Annotated in this window: 16 protein-coding genes and 2 riboswitches; of the genes, 12 read left to right on the top strand and 4 right to left on the bottom strand. The window is 38.3% G+C overall.

Features of this window, described 5'->3' with window-relative positions:
* Nucleotides 1-112: 112 nt before the first annotated feature.
* Nucleotides 113-301 carry a YqzE family protein gene (locus JOC34_RS01675; RefSeq protein WP_338062626.1) on the top strand — a complete coding sequence of 63 codons (189 nt, stop codon included), beginning with the start codon at nt 113-115 and terminating at the stop codon, nt 299-301.
* 34 nt (nt 302-335) lie between these two features.
* On the opposite strand, the gene JOC34_RS01680 is transcribed toward JOC34_RS01675, so the two are convergent.
* Together JOC34_RS01680 and JOC34_RS01685 are read right to left on the bottom strand one after the other, a co-directional pair.
* The gene (locus JOC34_RS01680; RefSeq protein ID WP_338062627.1) at nt 336-1,118 is read right to left on the bottom strand and encodes a YqhG family protein; all 783 of its coding nucleotides are present in this window, start codon (nt 1,116-1,118) and stop codon (nt 336-338) included.
* Complete coding sequence (locus tag JOC34_RS01685; RefSeq protein WP_205134969.1) at nt 1,119-2,762, bottom strand: DEAD/DEAH box helicase; 1,644 nt, start codon at nt 2,760-2,762, stop codon at nt 1,119-1,121.
* A gap of 148 nt (nt 2,763-2,910) precedes the next feature.
* Nucleotides 2,911-2,998, top strand: a riboswitch (glycine riboswitch).
* A gap of 3 nt (nt 2,999-3,001) precedes the next feature.
* Nucleotides 3,002-3,106, top strand: a riboswitch (glycine riboswitch).
* Between the two features lie 82 nt (nt 3,107-3,188).
* Here JOC34_RS01685 and gcvT point away from each other — a divergent pair.
* The 3 genes from gcvT to gcvPB are packed head-to-tail and all read left to right on the top strand — an operon-like array spanning nt 3,189 to nt 7,122.
* On the top strand, nt 3,189-4,304 hold the full coding sequence (gene gcvT / locus JOC34_RS01690; protein WP_205134970.1) for a glycine cleavage system aminomethyltransferase GcvT: 1,116 nt from the start codon (nt 3,189-3,191) through the stop codon (nt 4,302-4,304).
* 12 nt (nt 4,305-4,316) lie between these two features.
* Nucleotides 4,317-5,666, top strand: a complete 1,350-nt coding sequence (gene gcvPA, locus JOC34_RS01695; RefSeq protein ID WP_205134971.1) for an aminomethyl-transferring glycine dehydrogenase subunit GcvPA — start codon at nt 4,317-4,319, stop codon at nt 5,664-5,666.
* The gene (gcvPB, locus tag JOC34_RS01700) at nt 5,659-7,122 is read left to right on the top strand and encodes an aminomethyl-transferring glycine dehydrogenase subunit GcvPB (RefSeq protein ID WP_205134972.1); all 1,464 of its coding nucleotides are present in this window, start codon (nt 5,659-5,661) and stop codon (nt 7,120-7,122) included. The genes gcvPA and gcvPB overlap by 8 nt, the downstream gene beginning before the upstream one ends.
* Before the next feature lie 49 nt (nt 7,123-7,171).
* Here gcvPB and JOC34_RS01705 read toward each other — a convergent pair whose 3' ends face one another.
* Complete coding sequence (locus JOC34_RS01705; RefSeq protein ID WP_205134973.1) at nt 7,172-7,546, bottom strand: rhodanese-like domain-containing protein; 375 nt, start codon at nt 7,544-7,546, stop codon at nt 7,172-7,174.
* A 371-nt stretch (nt 7,547-7,917) separates the two neighbouring features.
* On the opposite strand from JOC34_RS01705, the gene JOC34_RS01710 reads away from it, so the two are divergent.
* The 3 genes from JOC34_RS01710 (at nt 7,918) to JOC34_RS01720 (ending at nt 12,083) form a co-directional block, all read left to right on the top strand.
* Nucleotides 7,918-10,479 (top strand): vitamin B12-dependent ribonucleotide reductase, encoded by a 2,562-nt coding sequence (locus tag JOC34_RS01710; protein WP_205134974.1) that lies wholly within the window; start codon nt 7,918-7,920, stop codon nt 10,477-10,479.
* 154 nt (nt 10,480-10,633) lie between these two features.
* On the top strand, nt 10,634-11,053 hold the full coding sequence (gene mntR, locus JOC34_RS01715) for a transcriptional regulator MntR (RefSeq protein ID WP_205134975.1): 420 nt from the start codon (nt 10,634-10,636) through the stop codon (nt 11,051-11,053).
* Nucleotides 11,054-11,192: 139 nt separating this feature from the next.
* Complete coding sequence (locus tag JOC34_RS01720; RefSeq protein WP_205134976.1) at nt 11,193-12,083, top strand: patatin-like phospholipase family protein; 891 nt, start codon at nt 11,193-11,195, stop codon at nt 12,081-12,083.
* 16 nt (nt 12,084-12,099) lie between these two features.
* Here the strand turns inward: JOC34_RS01720 and JOC34_RS01725 are convergent, their stop codons facing one another.
* Nucleotides 12,100-12,474 carry an SA1362 family protein gene (locus JOC34_RS01725; RefSeq protein WP_205134977.1) on the bottom strand — a complete coding sequence of 125 codons (375 nt, stop codon included), beginning with the start codon at nt 12,472-12,474 and terminating at the stop codon, nt 12,100-12,102.
* 304 nt (nt 12,475-12,778) lie between these two features.
* Between JOC34_RS01725 and JOC34_RS01730 the strand changes: the two genes are divergently transcribed.
* The 5 genes from JOC34_RS01730 (at nt 12,779) to spoIIIAB (ending at nt 16,608) form a co-directional block, all read left to right on the top strand.
* The gene (locus JOC34_RS01730; RefSeq protein ID WP_205134978.1) at nt 12,779-13,288 is read left to right on the top strand and encodes a YqhR family membrane protein; all 510 of its coding nucleotides are present in this window, start codon (nt 12,779-12,781) and stop codon (nt 13,286-13,288) included.
* A gap of 95 nt (nt 13,289-13,383) precedes the next feature.
* Nucleotides 13,384-14,445 (top strand): M24 family metallopeptidase, encoded by a 1,062-nt coding sequence (locus JOC34_RS01735; RefSeq protein WP_205134979.1) that lies wholly within the window; start codon nt 13,384-13,386, stop codon nt 14,443-14,445.
* A 25-nt stretch (nt 14,446-14,470) separates the two neighbouring features.
* Complete coding sequence (efp, locus tag JOC34_RS01740) at nt 14,471-15,028, top strand: elongation factor P (protein ID WP_205134980.1); 558 nt, start codon at nt 14,471-14,473, stop codon at nt 15,026-15,028.
* 145 nt (nt 15,029-15,173) lie between these two features.
* Nucleotides 15,174-16,151 carry a stage III sporulation protein AA gene (gene spoIIIAA / locus JOC34_RS01745; protein ID WP_205134981.1) on the top strand — a complete coding sequence of 326 codons (978 nt, stop codon included), beginning with the start codon at nt 15,174-15,176 and terminating at the stop codon, nt 16,149-16,151.
* Nucleotides 16,096-16,608 carry a stage III sporulation protein SpoIIIAB gene (spoIIIAB, locus tag JOC34_RS01750; protein WP_205134982.1) on the top strand — a complete coding sequence of 171 codons (513 nt, stop codon included), beginning with the start codon at nt 16,096-16,098 and terminating at the stop codon, nt 16,606-16,608. Before spoIIIAA ends, spoIIIAB begins: the two co-directional genes overlap by 56 nt.
* The last annotated feature ends 16 nt before the right edge of the window (nt 16,609-16,624 follow it).

Raw genomic sequence — 16,624 nt, forward strand, 5'->3', positions numbered from 1 at the left:
ATATTCGACATAAACAGATAAAGTCCTTCTTTTTTGAAAAAATTCTTTATAAAAAAATCGAATAGCTTTTGCTTCAACAGTAAAAACTATAAATAGCCATATTGACGAAGGGGTGATTATTATATCGGGAAATGATTATTTGAAGTTTGTGACCGAACAAGTAGTAACTTATATAGATATGCCCCCGGACGAGAGGAAAAAAAGAAAGACAAAGCAAAAAGACACACAAGGAATGTATGTGAATCGCTGGTTTGGTGTACTGCCATTTGTGTTTAAAATATTTTTCAGGAAGGAGCAGTAGCAGGTAATGACCCAGTCATTGCCTGCTACTGCTTTTAAATGAATCCTTCTGTAAGATAAAATATGCCGCCATTCATGACTTCACTAGTTATCTTCGGATTATATCTTTGCCTTATCTCATTTAATTCTTTTTCCATTTGTTCGGGATTGTTATCCGCTGTATAAAAATATTGTAATGTCTTTATTTCTTCTTCTAATGTTTCCAGTGAAGCCTCAGCCCATTCGTGTGATTGGTGCTCGATATAATTGTTAATAACAGATTCAATGCGAAGATAGCCGCTTTTTAACTTGATCATCGGTGAAATCGGATAGCAATAATCAGATATTGTCATGTGCAGGCCAATTTCTTGTAGTCGCTGCATCATATCAGTGTGCATGGTTCCATTTACCAAATGCAGGCCAATCGAGATCAACTCATCTTTTTTTTGTTTACCCTGATAACTGATTTTTATATTGCACACAAGCCAAGGATATAACGGCGTATTGGTATTTGTGTGCACCCTTTGAAATAACTTTGTATATTTTTCATTTTGCTTGAGATGGTTGATAATTTGTTGGAGGCGCGGACTGCCAAAATGAATCCACTCACCTTGTTCATCTCGTCGATTCGGGTTTGTAATTAAAGTGAGTTTCATTGGCTGTCCACTGTTTCCAGTGCTTTTTACGTAATGCCAGTAAAAAGGTCGGTTCATCAAGTCTCTGTCCATTTGCTCTGTTAATTGAACCGTCATGACACCATCATGATTAGCCAGTAGTTCACAATGATGGGATGAGAAATAACCTTCCAGAAAGTCACTTAAATTAGCTATTTCCATCATTTATTCCACACTCCTTGATACTCCCTGAGTTTGTTTAATCATTTCCGATAGGTTGTTTAACTTAATCTTCGCTTCGCCAACAGATGTAGACTCTGCGTATATACCTTGAATTTCGGATTCCATATCATTGATATTCAAATCCGTTAAAATATCATCGAGTTGGCCGATAACCTGCTCAAACAAATTGATCTTTTCATAAAGCAGATTCATAATATGTTCTTCAATCGTTTGCCGGATGGCGAAATTATAAATATGAACATCTTTATTTTGCCCATAGCGATGAATTCTTCCTATTCTTTGTTCGATCCGCATTGGATTCCAAGGTAGATCATAATTAATTAAGTGGTTGCAAAATTGCAGGTTAATACCTTCACCGCCAGCTTCTGTCGCAATTAATACTTGTGCACGATCTTTAAAAAGCTGGCGCATCCAATCTTTTTTTCCACGCTTGAATCCTCCCCTAAAAGGGACAGATGTAATACCGTGCTGCTGTAGATACCATTGTAAATAATGCTGTGAAGCTCGATATTCTGTGAAAATAATTACTTTTTCATCGCCAATATTTTTAATTAATTCAACCGCTTTCTGTGCTTTTACATGATGTGGCAGCTGTTCTATTTCCGTTAATACATCCTCGATAGCAGTTGCCTGTTCCGCTTCTGTCGCCGTTTTTTTGAGTGACAAATAACAAGCTTCCCTTGAGGAACAAAGTTCTCTTAGAAAGGTAATCTTTGAAAATGTGGAGAAGGATGCCACGCTTTCACTGATCTGATCATATACAGCCATTTCTTCTGGTGTAAAATCAATCCACACTGTTTCAATTTTTCGGGATGTATTGTTGAGCGATGTACTCTCTCGTGTATTGCGAATCATCACTTTCTGGATTAGCTGCTTTAAATAGACATCACGTTTTACCTGTGTACGGTCTTTGCCATATTGTTCGAGAAAGGATTCATAATTTCCTAAATGTCCCGGTTTCAAAATAGATACCAGATTAAAAATTTCAATCAGCTTATTTTGCACAGGGGTAGCTGTTAGTAATAAGCAATATTTTTTATTCAATGAACGAACAAATGCATAGTTTTTTGTTTTATGATTTTTTAGCTTATGTGCCTCGTCGATTAAGAGAAAATCATAATCTATATCCAGTATCGCTTCCCGGTGCGGGGATCGTTTGGCTGTATCGATCGAGGAAACGATGATGTCGCATTGCTCCCAGGAGTAATTTTTCCGATGGGCAACGGCTGGAATATAAAATTTTTCATTTAATTCCGTTACCCACTGGTTGACAAGAGAGGCAGGAACGAGTAAAAGGGCTTTTTTAACCATGCCTCTGATCATATATTCCTTTAAGACCAATCCTGCCTCAATCGTTTTCCCAAGTCCCACTTCATCCGCCAAAATGGCTCTGCCATTCATGGTTTCTACCACTAGTTCGGCACATTTAACTTGATGATCCAAAAAGGTGATATGTGGCAGATGCTCTAATGAACGCAATCCATTAAAAGATGGACTCATGGTAGTAAGTTCTACCTGATAGGTCATGCGGAACAATTCCCAAGCGGAAAAGGGACCATCGTTTTCTATTGTTGCTTCGAGGTTATTAATAAAAGCTGTATCTGGCTGCAATTGAATAGACTTCATAATATACACCCTTTTTAAATAGTAATCTTAAGTTGCGTTAAGTTTTATACAATTGAAATCATTTCTATGATATAATGGTTTCGATTATAGAGGTTTTTCTTAGGCGCTGTACATAGTATAACCAAATATGACTTTTTTCATTAAGCGAATGATTACAAGGGGAGAGCTCACATTTTGTGACGCCGAAGGAGCAAGCATCAGCGAATCTCTCAGGCAAAAAAGACTCTTGTGGGACGCGACTCTGGAGAGTGTTTACAAGAAGTAAACCACCCAAGAAGCAAATATGGATATGGATTGAAATTATTTCCAATATCGATATGCAACTTTCTGGTTGAAGGACAGAGATTTCTTTGCGCGGCGGAGAAATCTCTGTTTTTGTGTTTTCACGGTATTCACAAAATTTTAAAAGAATAAGGAGTGGATGAAATGAGTGATCTTAAGCGAACACCGTTGTTTCCCGAATATGAGAAACTCGGAGCAAAGACGATCGACTTCGGTGGTTGGGATCTTCCTGTACAATTTACTAGCATCAAACAGGAGCACCAGATAACCCGAACGAAGGCTGGTTTATTCGATGTGTCTCACATGGGAGAAATAGTCGTTCAAGGGGATAAAAGCTTGGACTTTCTGCAAAAAATGACAACCAATGATGTTGCGAAATTAACTCCTGGACGTGCGCATTATACGTTTATGTGTTACGAAAACGGTGGTGTTGTTGATGACTTTTTAATCTATATGATATCAGAAAATAATTACTTCTTAGTCGTTAATGCTGCGAACACGGACAAAGATTATGAATGGCTAAACAAACATAATGATTATGAGGATGCAGATGTATCGATTACAAATGTGACAGCGGATTATGTTCAATTGGCATTACAAGGCCCGCGTGCTGAGAACATTTTGCAAACGATGACAGACACCAACTTGCGTGAGATCAAATTCTTCCGTTTTAATGACCAGGTGAAATTTGCTGGAATAACTGAAACTGCGATTGTTTCCCGAACAGGTTATACAGGAGAAGATGGCTTTGAAATTTATATTTCTAAATCAAGTGGCAGAGATTTATGGACCGCAGTTCTGAAAGCCGGGAAAAATCAAGGGTTAGAACCAATTGGGCTTGGTGCGAGGGATACATTACGTTTTGAAGCAAACTTGGCGCTTTACGGTCAGGAGCTGTCTCAGGATATTACCCCGATTGAAGCAGGTTTATCTTTTGCTGTGAAAGTAAATAAGGAAGCGGACTTTATTGGCAAAACGGTATTAAAAGATCAGGTGGAAAACGGTCCGAATCGAAAATCAGTAAATATTGAAATGATCGATAAAGGAATACCACGTCATGGGTATGAAGTATTTAAAGGTGAAGAAAATATTGGATTTGTAACATCGGGCACACAATCACCAACGCTAGAGAAAAACATCGGTATGGCTTTAGTGAAATCAGAATTTGCGCAAGAAGGAACAGAACTTTACGTACAAGTAAGAAAACGTACATTAAAAGCTGTTGTAGTAAAATCACCATTTTATAAACGGGAAAAATAGGGGGGAACAGCAATGGAATTTCGTTATTTACCAATGACTAATGAAGATAAACAAGACATGCTGGATACAATTGGTATTCCGTCAACAGATGCATTATTCTCAGATATACCTGAAAAGATTCGATTTCAAGGGGATCTGAATTTAAAAAAGCCTGCTAATGAGCAGCAATTAATGAAAGAATTGTCTTCCATGGCAAATAAAAATGCGAATTTAAAACAATATAGTTCATTTTTAGGTGCTGGGGTTTATGATCATTTTATCCCATCTGTTGTTGATCATGTGATTTCCAGATCGGAGTTTTATACAGCATACACGCCATATCAACCGGAAATTTCCCAAGGCGAGCTACAGGCGATCTTTGAATTTCAGACGATGATTTCCGAATTGACAGGTATGCCGGTGGCTAACTCATCCATGTATGATGGTGGTACCTCACTTGCTGAAGCGGTGAACTTATCAGCGGCACAAACGAAGAAGAAAAAAATTCTCGTATCGAAAGCAATTCATCCAGAATCAAGAGCTGTTATAGAAACTTATGCTAAAGGACCAAATCTTGAAATTGTGGAAATCGATCATCAGAATGGATTGACCGATTTAGACCAATTAGAAAGAGAATTAGACGAAAATACAGCAAGTGTTGTCATCCAATATCCTAACTTCTTTGGCCAAATCGAACCATTACAACAGGTAAAGGATTTGATGGATCAACAGAAGAAAGCGATGTTTATCGTATCAAGTAATCCATTGGCACTTGGTTATTTAACACCACCAGGAGAATTTGGTGCTGATATCGTAGTAGGAGATACGCAAGTATTCGGTATCCCTGCGCAATTTGGTGGTCCGCATTGTGGATATTTTGCAACAACGAAGAAATTAATGCGAAAAACCCCGGGCCGTTTAGTTGGGCAAACAACAGATGAAGATGGTGTTCGTGGTTTTGTATTAACTTTACAGGCAAGAGAACAGCATATTCGTCGTGATAAAGCCACTTCGAACATTTGTTCCAACCAAGCATTGAACGCACTGGCAAGCTCTGTTGCAATGACTTCCATTGGAAAACATGGACTAAAGAAAATGGCTGCATTAAATATGCAGAAAGCAAGATATGCAAAACAGAAATTGGAAGAAGCAGGCTTCACGGTGTTTACCAAAGGAGCTTTCTTTAATGAGTTGGTTGTCACGTTGCATAAATCAGTTTCCGAAATAAATGAACAGCTATTAGATCAAGGAATTATTGGTGGCTATGATCTAGCGTTTGCTTATCCGGAACTGAAAGGACACATGTTAGTTGCGGTTACAGAAATTCGTACAAAAGAAGAAATTGATGCTTTTGTAAAGGAATTGGGGGATATCAATGGCTAATAAAGACTTTCCATTAATTTTTGAACGTAGTAAACCAGGTAGAACGAGTTATAGTCTGCCAGAATTGGATGTTCCGGAAGTGGATCTTGATGCTGAACTGGACGTTGCCTATATTCGTCAGGAAGCACCGGATTTACCGGAAGTGAGTGAACTAGAACTAATGCGCCATTATACAGGGCTTTCTAATCGGAATTATGGAGTAGATTCCGGTTTTTACCCACTTGGCTCTTGTACAATGAAGTATAATCCAAAAATAAATGAAGATGTCGCTCGATTAGATGGGTTTAGCCACATTCATCCCCATCAGGATGCAAAAAGTGTTCAAGGTGCATTAGAAATGCTCTATGATCTACAAACCGCATTAAGGGAGATTACAGGGATGCATGAAGTTTCACTTCAACCGGCTGCGGGCGCACAGGGGGAGTGGACAGCACTAATGATGATCCGTGCTTTTCATGAAGCAAATGGCGATTTTGAACGCACCAAAGTCATTGTACCAGACTCCGCACATGGGACGAATCCAGCATCGGCAGCAGTAGCGGGATTTGACGCGGTTACCGTGAAATCAAATGATAGAGGTTTGGTTGATTTAGAAGATCTTAAACGGGTGGTAGGAAAAGATACGGCAGCCCTGATGTTAACCAACCCGAATACATTGGGATTATTCGAAACGGAAATCATGGAAATGGCAGCAGTTGTTCATGGTGCCGGAGGAAAATTATATTATGATGGTGCAAACCTAAATGCAATTATGGGATATACAAGACCAGGAGATATGGGGTTTGATGCTGTCCATCTAAATCTCCACAAGACTTTTACAGGCCCGCATGGTGGCGGTGGACCGGGCTCTGGCCCAGTAGGGGTATCTAAAGAATTAGAACCTTATTTACCAAAGCCAATCCTTGTGAAAGCTAATGATGGCTATAAATTTGAATACGACAGACCCAATTCAATTGGCAGGGTGAAACCGTATTATGGTAACTTTGGAATTAATCTTCGAGCCTACACGTATATTCGTACAATGGGTGCAGAAGGTTTGAAAAAGGTCAGTGAATTTGCAGTATTAAATGCAAACTATATGATGCGCAAGTTGGAAAAAGAATATGAATTACCGTATAACCAGCACTGTAAGCATGAATTTGTTCTATCTGGTAAGAAACAGAAGAAATTGGGTGTGCGTACACTGGATGTCGCGAAACGTTTGCTTGATTATGGATACCATCCGCCAACCATTTATTTCCCACTTAATGTGGAAGAAGCTTTGATGGTTGAACCAACTGAAACTGAATCTAAAGAAACGCTGGATGGTTTTATCGAAACGATGCTGACTATTGCTGAGGAAACCAAGAACAATCCAGAGCTGGTGCAAGAAGCACCGCATAATACAATTGTAAAACGGATGGATGAAACAACAGCAGCGAGAAAACCAATTCTAAGATACAATAAAGCAGATTAAATAAAACATACCTGGAGCATTAGCTGCTCCAGGTATGTTTTAAAGATGTCTATTTTTTTTTAACTTTTCCAGTCCATTTCTTAAAGCCGCCTTGTAGTTGATTGATGTCTTCATAGCCCTTTTTGTGCAGGAGCTGTGCAGCTCTGCCAGATCGTGATCCACTCTGACAATAAAGATAGACAGGTTTATCTTTTCTGAGTTCGACCAATCGTTGTTTCAATTGTGTCACTGGAATATTTCGGGCACCAAGAATATGTCCTTTTTCAAATTCCTGCGGCTCTCTCACGTCTATTAATTGCGCTTTACGATAGCCTTCTCTAAACTGATCTTCCGTTAAGGTTTTTAAATAAGTCCGCTGTTTGAAGAAGCGGAACACAGTAACCGCGATTAGGATTACTAATACAAATATAAGAATTGTTAGCATGATTGTCCCCCGTCTTTCACTTTTATTCATCCTCTATTATATGGTTATTTTGGTTTTTTTTCAAAGATTAGCGAATATGAAGTGAAGTTACTTGAATTTTGATGTTCAATTGAGGGGAATACACCATTTACATTTATGCAAGTGATAAAATGGACTACTTTTAGTATAAGATGCATTTATTACTTCTATTAGCTATATTTTACTGCTTTTATTATTGACAAAATCAACACTTTTTGCTTTAACACCATATATAGTGCTTTTTTCTAAAAGTTATACAAGATATTGTTCTAAGCTGTTGAATTATGGTATTGTATAATGAGCGTGTTATAGTAAATAATGAATATTTTTTGATAGGATAAAGGAGCGGTGAAATGTCGACTATTGTAGAATCGATCAGGGCAATTGATGTTGCCTCATTAAATCAAGATATTAAAATGTATCCACAGGTGCACCCGATTACGGAAGATATGAAACTAACTCATAAAGGAGTTTCCCGTTTAGTTATGCTCGATCGGTACGCTTTTAAAGATACTGAAAAGAAAACACTAAAGACAGGGGATTTCGTTGTTTTAACAGTAAAAGCAGATCCGAAATTTCCAGCACGTGGGACAGGCTTTATCCAATCTATTGACTGGGAAAACAAGGTAGCAGCAATTGAGGTAGATCCGGACTTTGTTTCAGTACTGGATAATGAAGATGAAATAGCAACTGGTGTAGTCCATCGTAGTTTGGATGTTATTGATAAGCCGTTAGAAGTGTTCTATGAACAAATAGCCAAGAGAAATGCAACTGGGCTTTCAAGCGTGGAAGAAACGAAGGAAAATCAACAAAAATGGTTCAATAAATTTAATGAAGAATTAGCAAACTTGAATTTTATACCAGCAGGCAGAGTGTTATATGGTGCTGGGGCTGAAACAGATGTGACCTATTTTAATTGTTACGTCATGCCTTTCATCCGGGACTCCCGTGAGGGTATTTCCGATCATCGTAAACAAGTGATGGAGATTATGAGTAGGGGTGGAGGCGTCGGAACAAATGGATCGACCCTAAGACCGAGAAACACATTAGCAAGAGGTGTTAACGGCAAATCATCCGGTTCTGTTTCATGGCTGGATGACATTGCGAAGTTAACACATTTAGTGGAACAGGGCGGTTCAAGACGTGGGGCTCAAATGATCATGCTAGTTGATTCTCATCCTGATATTATTGAATTTATCATTTCAAAAATGCAAAACCCAAGAATTCTTCGATATTTAATTGAAAATACGTCGGATGAGCAAATAAAACGTCAGGCACAAGAAAAATTAGATTTTATCCCTTTAACAGACACCGAATCCGATCTATACCAGGGGATTGTGAATTACAGATCCATGCCTGGATTAGGTGGGTTTACGGAAGCGGCAATTCGTGAAGCAGAGGAAAAACTGACGACAGGCGGAAGGTATTCCGTTCATAACTCAGAATTTCTTACAGGTGCTAATATTTCTGTATGTTTAACAAAGGAATTCATGGAAGCTGTAGAAAATGATGATATGTATGACCTTCGTTTCCCTGATGTAGAAAATTATACGCCAGAACAAATGAAGGCATATAATGAAAACTGGCATGAGGTTGGAGATGTACGGAAATGGGAAGAAATGGGTTATGGTGTACGCGTTTATCGTCGTGTCAAAGCAAAAGAACTATGGAACTTGATTAATATTTGTGCAACCTATTCCGCAGAACCGGGTATCTTCTTCATTGATAATGCGAATGATATGACAAATGCAAAAGCCTATGGAGATCAAGTAGTTGCAACAAATCCATGTGGTGAACAACCGCTCGCAGCATACTCTGTTTGTAACTTAGCTGCAGTTAATCTGGCTGAAATGGCTGATAAAGATACAAAAACAGTTAACTTTGAAAAGTTAAAACAAACGGTGAAAACAGGTGTAAGAATGCAGGATAATGTAATTGATGCAACACCTTATTTCCTAGAAGAAAATAGAAAGCAAGCACTCGGTGAGCGACGTGTCGGATTAGGTGTTATGGGTATGCATGACCTGCTGATCTATTGTGAAACAGCTTACGGTTCGCAAGCAGGTAACAAGTTGGTTGATCAAATTTTCGAAACGATTGCAACCACAGCCTATCGTGAATCGATTAAACTAGCCAAAGAAAAAGGAAGCTTCCCATTTTTAGTCGGAAAGACAGATGAGGAAACAACAGCATTAAGAGACGCTTTTATTCATACAGGCTATATGAAACAAATGCCTGAAGATATTCGAGAAGGCGTGCTAGCGTATGGTATTCGTAACTCACATCTATTAACCGTTGCTCCAACCGGTTCCACTGGGACAATGGTTGGCGTATCAACTGGACTAGAACCATATTTTTCCTTTTCTTATTACAGAAGTGGAAGACTAGGTAAATTTATAGAAGTAAAAGCAGATATTGTGCAGGAATATTTAGATCGAAATCCTGATGCCGATCCGGATAAGTTACCAGAGTGGTTTGTTACCGCAATGAAATTACCGCCTGAAGCACATGCGGATACACAATGTGTTATTCAGCGATGGGTTGATAGCTCCATTTCCAAGACGGTGAACGCACCGAAAGGATATACAGTGGATCAAGTGGAAAATGTTTACCGTAGATTATACAATGGTGGTGCGAAAGGTGGAACGGTTTATGTGGATGGCAGCCGTGACTCACAAGTACTAACTCTAAAAGCAGAGGATAATATAGTCGGTGAACAAACAGAACTATTCACTGAAACAGAACAACCTAAAGTTGTGTTAATGGATACCATCCAGGAACTGGGAAACACGAATGTAACGATTGGTTCTGAGATTGGCGATACATGCCCAGTGTGTAGAGAAGGAAGTATCGAGGATATTGGCGGCTGTAATACATGTACAAGTTGTGGTGCACAACTGAAGTGTGGATTATAAGCGTATTTATACGGAAAGGATCAACAGACAAACGTTGATCCTTTCTTCTTGCTGTATCAAAATTACTTGTCTAATTTGCAAACATCCTGTATCCTCATAGGTAGAAACATTGTTGCCTTGACTAAAAACTATTCTAGAAATGGGGGGAGACATTATGCCAACGCCGAGTATGGAAGATTATATAGAGTTGATCTATAACTTAATTGACACAAAAGGCTACGCCCGTGTATCAGATATGGCTGAACAATTAAGCGTACATCCATCGTCTGTAACAAAAATGGTTCAAAAACTAGATAAAGATGCGTACTTAAATTATGAAAAATATAGAGGGTTTGTATTAACCGAAAAAGGGAAAAAAATCGGTGAACGTTTGGTGTTTCGTCATGAGCTGTTGGAAGATTTCCTTGAAATAATTGGTGTAGAGAAAGAGAATATTTATGATGATGTAGAAGGAATAGAACACCATCTGAGCTGGAATTCGATTGATCGGATTGGAGATCTTGTAAATTACTTTAAAGCCGATAAGGAACGCGTGGTTCATTTAAGAGAAATACATGCAAGAGATGAGAAATAATTGGAATCCGCACGGTTGCACTCAGGCAATCGTGCGGATTTTTAAATTATAAAAACGTTCTATTTACTGTCCCCCATGCTTACACTGATAGAAAAGCGTAATCTGTATAAGTGTCTAAAAAAGTACAAGGGGAGAGGGCATGAAAATTGATGGTGTGTTTTCTGGTGGTGGGGTCAAAGCCTTCGCATTTGTTGGTGCACTCGAAAGTATCGAGGAAAAGCAATTACTTTTGGAGCGTGTAGCGGGAACCTCAGCAGGAGCGATTGTTGCTTCCTTAATAGCAGCTGGCTACCCTTTTAATGAAATAAAGATATTGATGGATAAATTGGACTTAAAACAATTCTCAGATCCACCGTCGTTAACAAAAATAATTCCATTTAGTAAATGGTTTTTTCTTTATTTTCAACTTGGGATCAATAAAGGTGATAAGCTGGAAAATTGGCTGTACAATCAGTTAGCAGCCAAAGGTATTTATACATTTAGTGACTTGAAACCAGGTTATCTTAAGGTGATTGTCAGTGATCTATCATTAGGGAAGCTGGTTGTTATCCCAGATGATTTAAAAAGGGTTTATGGGATCGAACCCAACTATTTTCCCGTTTCTAAAGCTGTAAGAATGAGTGCAGGATTTCCTTATTTTTTTATGCCGAAGAAATTGCCGGGTAAATCGAATAAAAGTATCATTGTTGATGGTGGCTTGTTAAGTAATTTCCCCTTATGGGTATTTGAAAAAGGGGAATACAAAAGAGAACGTCCTATTTTAGGTGTTAAATTGACTGGATCAGTCGAGGAGCAAAATCAGCCACGGTATATTAAAAATGCACTGGATATGTTTCATGCATTATTTTCAACAATGAAATTGGCACACGATGCCCGATATATTTCAACCTCAGACAAAAATAATATTATTTTTATCCCCGTAAATGATGTTCAATCCATGAATTTTAAATTAGATACAGCTACCAAGGAGCAGTTGTTTCAGTCCGGAAGGCAAAGTGCTGATCGTTTTTTAGCACGTTGGCCAACATAAAAAAAAGACCGTGCTTTTAAAACGAAGCCCGGTCTTTTCCTTTTGGTTTGTTTCCATCAATCACACGCAAATGCGTTGGACGTTTACCTCTTTTCTTCTTTTGAATGCCCTGCTTTTTATTGGCATTTACAGTATAATTTGCGGGTTTTTCCTGCTTGTATTTGGCTTTTGATTGTTTAACTGCCTTTTTATATTTCTTCATTTCATTGGGAGTGGGTTTCTTATTGAGAAAGACAAAATAGATTACCGCAAAAATGACGATACCTACACCAATCATGATAAAGATACTAGTAAAAAAGCTCATGGTATTAGTGAATAGCTGTGTAATTAATCCAACAGCTGCCAAACCGATGATTCCAGCAATCAATACGGGAAATAACTTACGAGCCATCTGTTTGTCCTCCCTTCTATATTAGATGATGATGCTTCTATATATTATATACCACAATTAACTTGCTTTATATCATGATTATCGCAAAATAATCAAGAAAGCTGGTATTACTCTAAATTCTTTCCTTCTTAATCTAAAATTATTCAAGTTTATTTATTTTCCTTATCTCCAATTTTACTAGAAATGTGTCAAGATAACTAGTTAAGTGTTTGTTAAATTTTTCTTTTTCAGATAACTATATACTTCAAATGGTTTTTGATTGCAATTAGCGTAGTTGGCAATAATAAGATTGGAGGTGTTGGATATGAAAAAAGATAGTCATTCAGAAAAACAAGATAATTTATCAGGCATATTTTCTAAAGCATTGCTAACGGGTTTTATTGGCGGTTTACTATGGAGTGCTTTTGGAGTTATTATGTACTATTTTAAATTCTCTGAGGTAGGACCAAAATCGTTTTTATTAAGATCATGGCTGACTGCTGAATGGACAAATGGTTGGCTTGGGGATGTCCTTTCGATTTTGCTGGCCGGTTTCATTTCATTATTGCCAGCTGTGATATACTTTGCTGTATTTAAAAAAATAAATTCCATGTTGGTAGGAATACTTTATGGGGTAATCCTCTGGGGGTTGATCTTCTATGTGTTACATCCCTTATTCTCCAATGTTCCGCAGCTTACAGATCTCCAATTTAAGTCAGTTGTTTCCAGCATATGCCTATTTGTATTATATGGTGCATTTATTGGATACGCTATTTCTTTTGATTATCATAATATGAAAGTTAGAGAAAAGCATCGAAAGCAGGCAAGAAGCTAACCTTTTAAACAAAATCGTTATTCAAATGAATTGGTTTATGATAAACTAAAAAGCAGCTGCAATAAGTTGTAAATTACATAGAGAGGAATGAACCCATGGAGAAACTTACAAAATTAAGAGATGCACTTGAAGCAAACAATTTAGATGCCATTTTAATTACAAGCCCAATTAATAGAAGATACGTTACGGGCTTCACTGGAACAGCTGGTGTTGCTATTATAAGTACAAACGATGCGCGTTTTATTACCGATTTTCGGTACACGTCACAAGCAACAGCACAAGCTAAGGAATTCAAAGTTATCCAACATAAACAAGTGATTGAATTGGAAATAAAAGATCAGTTAAAAGCACTGGATGTCAAGCGGTTGGGCTTTGAAAAAGATACGATCACATTCAGTCAATATGAAAAATATAAAGCAATATTCGAAACAGAATTAGTTCCCGTAAGTGGTATTGTCGAAGCACTCCGTTCCATTAAAACAGCTGAAGAATTAGCGATTATGAAAAAAGCAGCAAAGATAGCGGATGATGCATTTGAACATGTTCTAGGCTATATTAAACCAGGTGCGAAGGAAATTGATATTTCTAATGAACTGGAATTTTACATGCGTAAATTAGGTGCGACTTCTTCTAGCTTTGATACGATTGTTGCCTCGGGCGAACGTTCTGCGCTTCCACATGGTGTGGCATCAGATAAAGAAATACAATCTGGTGAACTGGTTACCTTGGATTTTGGCGCATTGTATCAAGGGTATTGTTCAGATATCACCCGTACGGTAGCTGTTGGGGAAATAAACGAGCAGCTGCGTACCATTTATGATACAGTATTAGAGGCACAATTACGTGGGGTAGATGGGATTAAGCCAGGTATTACTGGAAAAGAAGCTGATGCGATAACGCGTGACTATATTACAGAAAAAGGCTATGGTGATTATTTCGGGCATTCTACCGGACATGGGGTGGGGCTTGAAGTACACGAAACACCTAGTTTAGCTTCTCGGTCAGAGCAAAAATTAGAGCCTGGTATGGTTGTCACTATTGAACCGGGTATTTATGTTCCAGGCGTTGGCGGTTGCCGGATTGAAGATGATCTCGTTGTAACAAATTCAGGTAATGAGCGCCTAACGTTCGCGAAAAAGGAATTAATCCAACTATAAGCTCACAATCAAGGAGGAAACACATGTGATTTCAGTTAATGATTTTAAAACAGGATTGACAATTGAAGTGGATAACAGTATTTGGCAGGTGTTGGAGTTCCAGCACGTTAAACCAGGTAAAGGTGCTGCATTCGTTCGTTCTAAGCTTCGTAATTTACGTAGTGGTAACATCCAGGAAAAAACGTTTCGTGGTGGAGAAAAAGTAAACAGGGCACATATTGATCATAAGAACATGCAGTATTTATATGCATCTGGTGATACACATGCCTTTATGGATACAGAAACGTATGAGCAGCTTGAAATGCAGACAAGCCAAATCGAACATGAATTAAACTTTATTCTAGAAAACTCGGAAGTATCCGTAATCATGTATGGAGGAGAAATCTTAGGTGTTGATCTGCCAAACAATGTGGAACTTGAGGTAAGTGAAACAGAACCAGGAATTAAAGGGGATACAGCAAGTGGCGGCTCGAAACCTGCAACATTGGAAACAGGTCTTACGGTACAAGTTCCTTTCTTTATTAATAAGGGAGATAAACTTGTGATCAATACTTCGGATGGAAAGTATGTTTCCAGAGCTTAATAATTTACCAAGATTAGAAGCAGTCCTATTTGATAGGGCTGCTTTTTTTGCGAAAAATATAAATTGGCTTAGACAGGTTAGTCATAAATTGCTTCATGTGACATACATTTTACTATAAAGCTACAACTAAAAACGGGGAATGTCTATGGAAGAAATATTACGCTTGTTTCCAATTGAAATGAGACAGGCCATCCAAATTAAAATTGCGGGTAGATGGCATCTGCTTCAGGAAATTCGTTTTCGCTTAGATCAGCCAATCGAATTCATCTTTGATAAACACATTGAAACGATTGAAACAATCAGACCTGAAAAGCAGGACAGCATATTTGTAGTCAATCAGCTTAGTGAATTCTCATTGTATCGTATGGAGGATGAACTTCGCGAAGGTTATATGACGATTGAAGGCGGTCATCGTGTTGGATTAGCTGGTAAAGTAAACACGCGCAACGGGGAAGTAAAAGCGATTCAGTATATTACATTTTTAAATATTCGAATTGCCAAAGAACAAATTGGTGCAGCATTACCAGTACTCCCCTATATATATAAGCGCAATTATTTTAATACGCTTTTTGTTGGCCCGCCGCAAACAGGGAAAACAACGTTGATTAGAGATATAACCCGATTAATTGCAACAGGTTGGAAAAACGTTGCAGCAAAGAAGGTCGGTGTTATTGATGAGCGTTCTGAAATTGGTGCAAGCATCAAAGGTATCCCACAGCATGATTTAGGACCGAGAACGGACGTTATGGATGCGTGTCCGAAAGCAGAAGGTATGATGATGATGATCAGATCTATGTCTCCTGATGTTTTAGTTGTAGATGAGATTGGCAGCAGGAAAGATGTGGATGCGTTACTTGAGGCGATCAATGCTGGTGTTACTGTTATTTGTTCGATCCATGGGCGCGATTTAATAGAGCTAAAAAGAAGACCCTCGTTAACCAGTTTATTTCAACAAAAAGTTTTCGAACGCATCGTTATTTTAGAAAGGCATACAACACCGGGCCATATTCACCGTATTTATAATCAGAATGAGGAAAATATTTTACAGAAATCGAGGCGCTTATCAGATGAAATGGATAGGAGCACTTCTTCTTATAGGCACAACTACATGGATGGGGTTTGAATGGAGTAAACGGTTATCCAAAAGACCGAAGCATATTAGACAGTTTAAAAGTGCACTGCAAATATTGGAGGCAGAGATTTTATATAGTCAATTACCATTACAGGACGCTTTTACGGTCGTTGCTAAACAAATCCCGGATCCAACAAAATCCTTTTTTGAATTACTGGGTCAACATATGCAAAGTGAAAATACGGAGCTATTTTCACTATGGAATGAAAGTATTGACCAATTGATGCAGATATCGTATTTAGGCGATACAGAAAAGGAAATACTAAAACAATTTGGGCGTACATTGGGACAGCATGACTTCTACCAACAGCAAAAGCACATTCAGCTTACAGTGAACCACTTGGATCGGGAGCTGGAAGATGCAAGGGATAATCACAATAAATATAACAAAATGGCAAAGAGCTTAGGATTTCTATGTGGGTTATTTATCGTATTACTGCTCATTTAGATAGAGAGGGGTAGAT

The sequence above is a fragment of the Virgibacillus halotolerans genome, assembly GCF_016908515.1.
GTDB classification, from domain to species: Bacteria; Bacillota; Bacilli; order Bacillales; family Amphibacillaceae; genus Virgibacillus_M; species Virgibacillus_M halotolerans.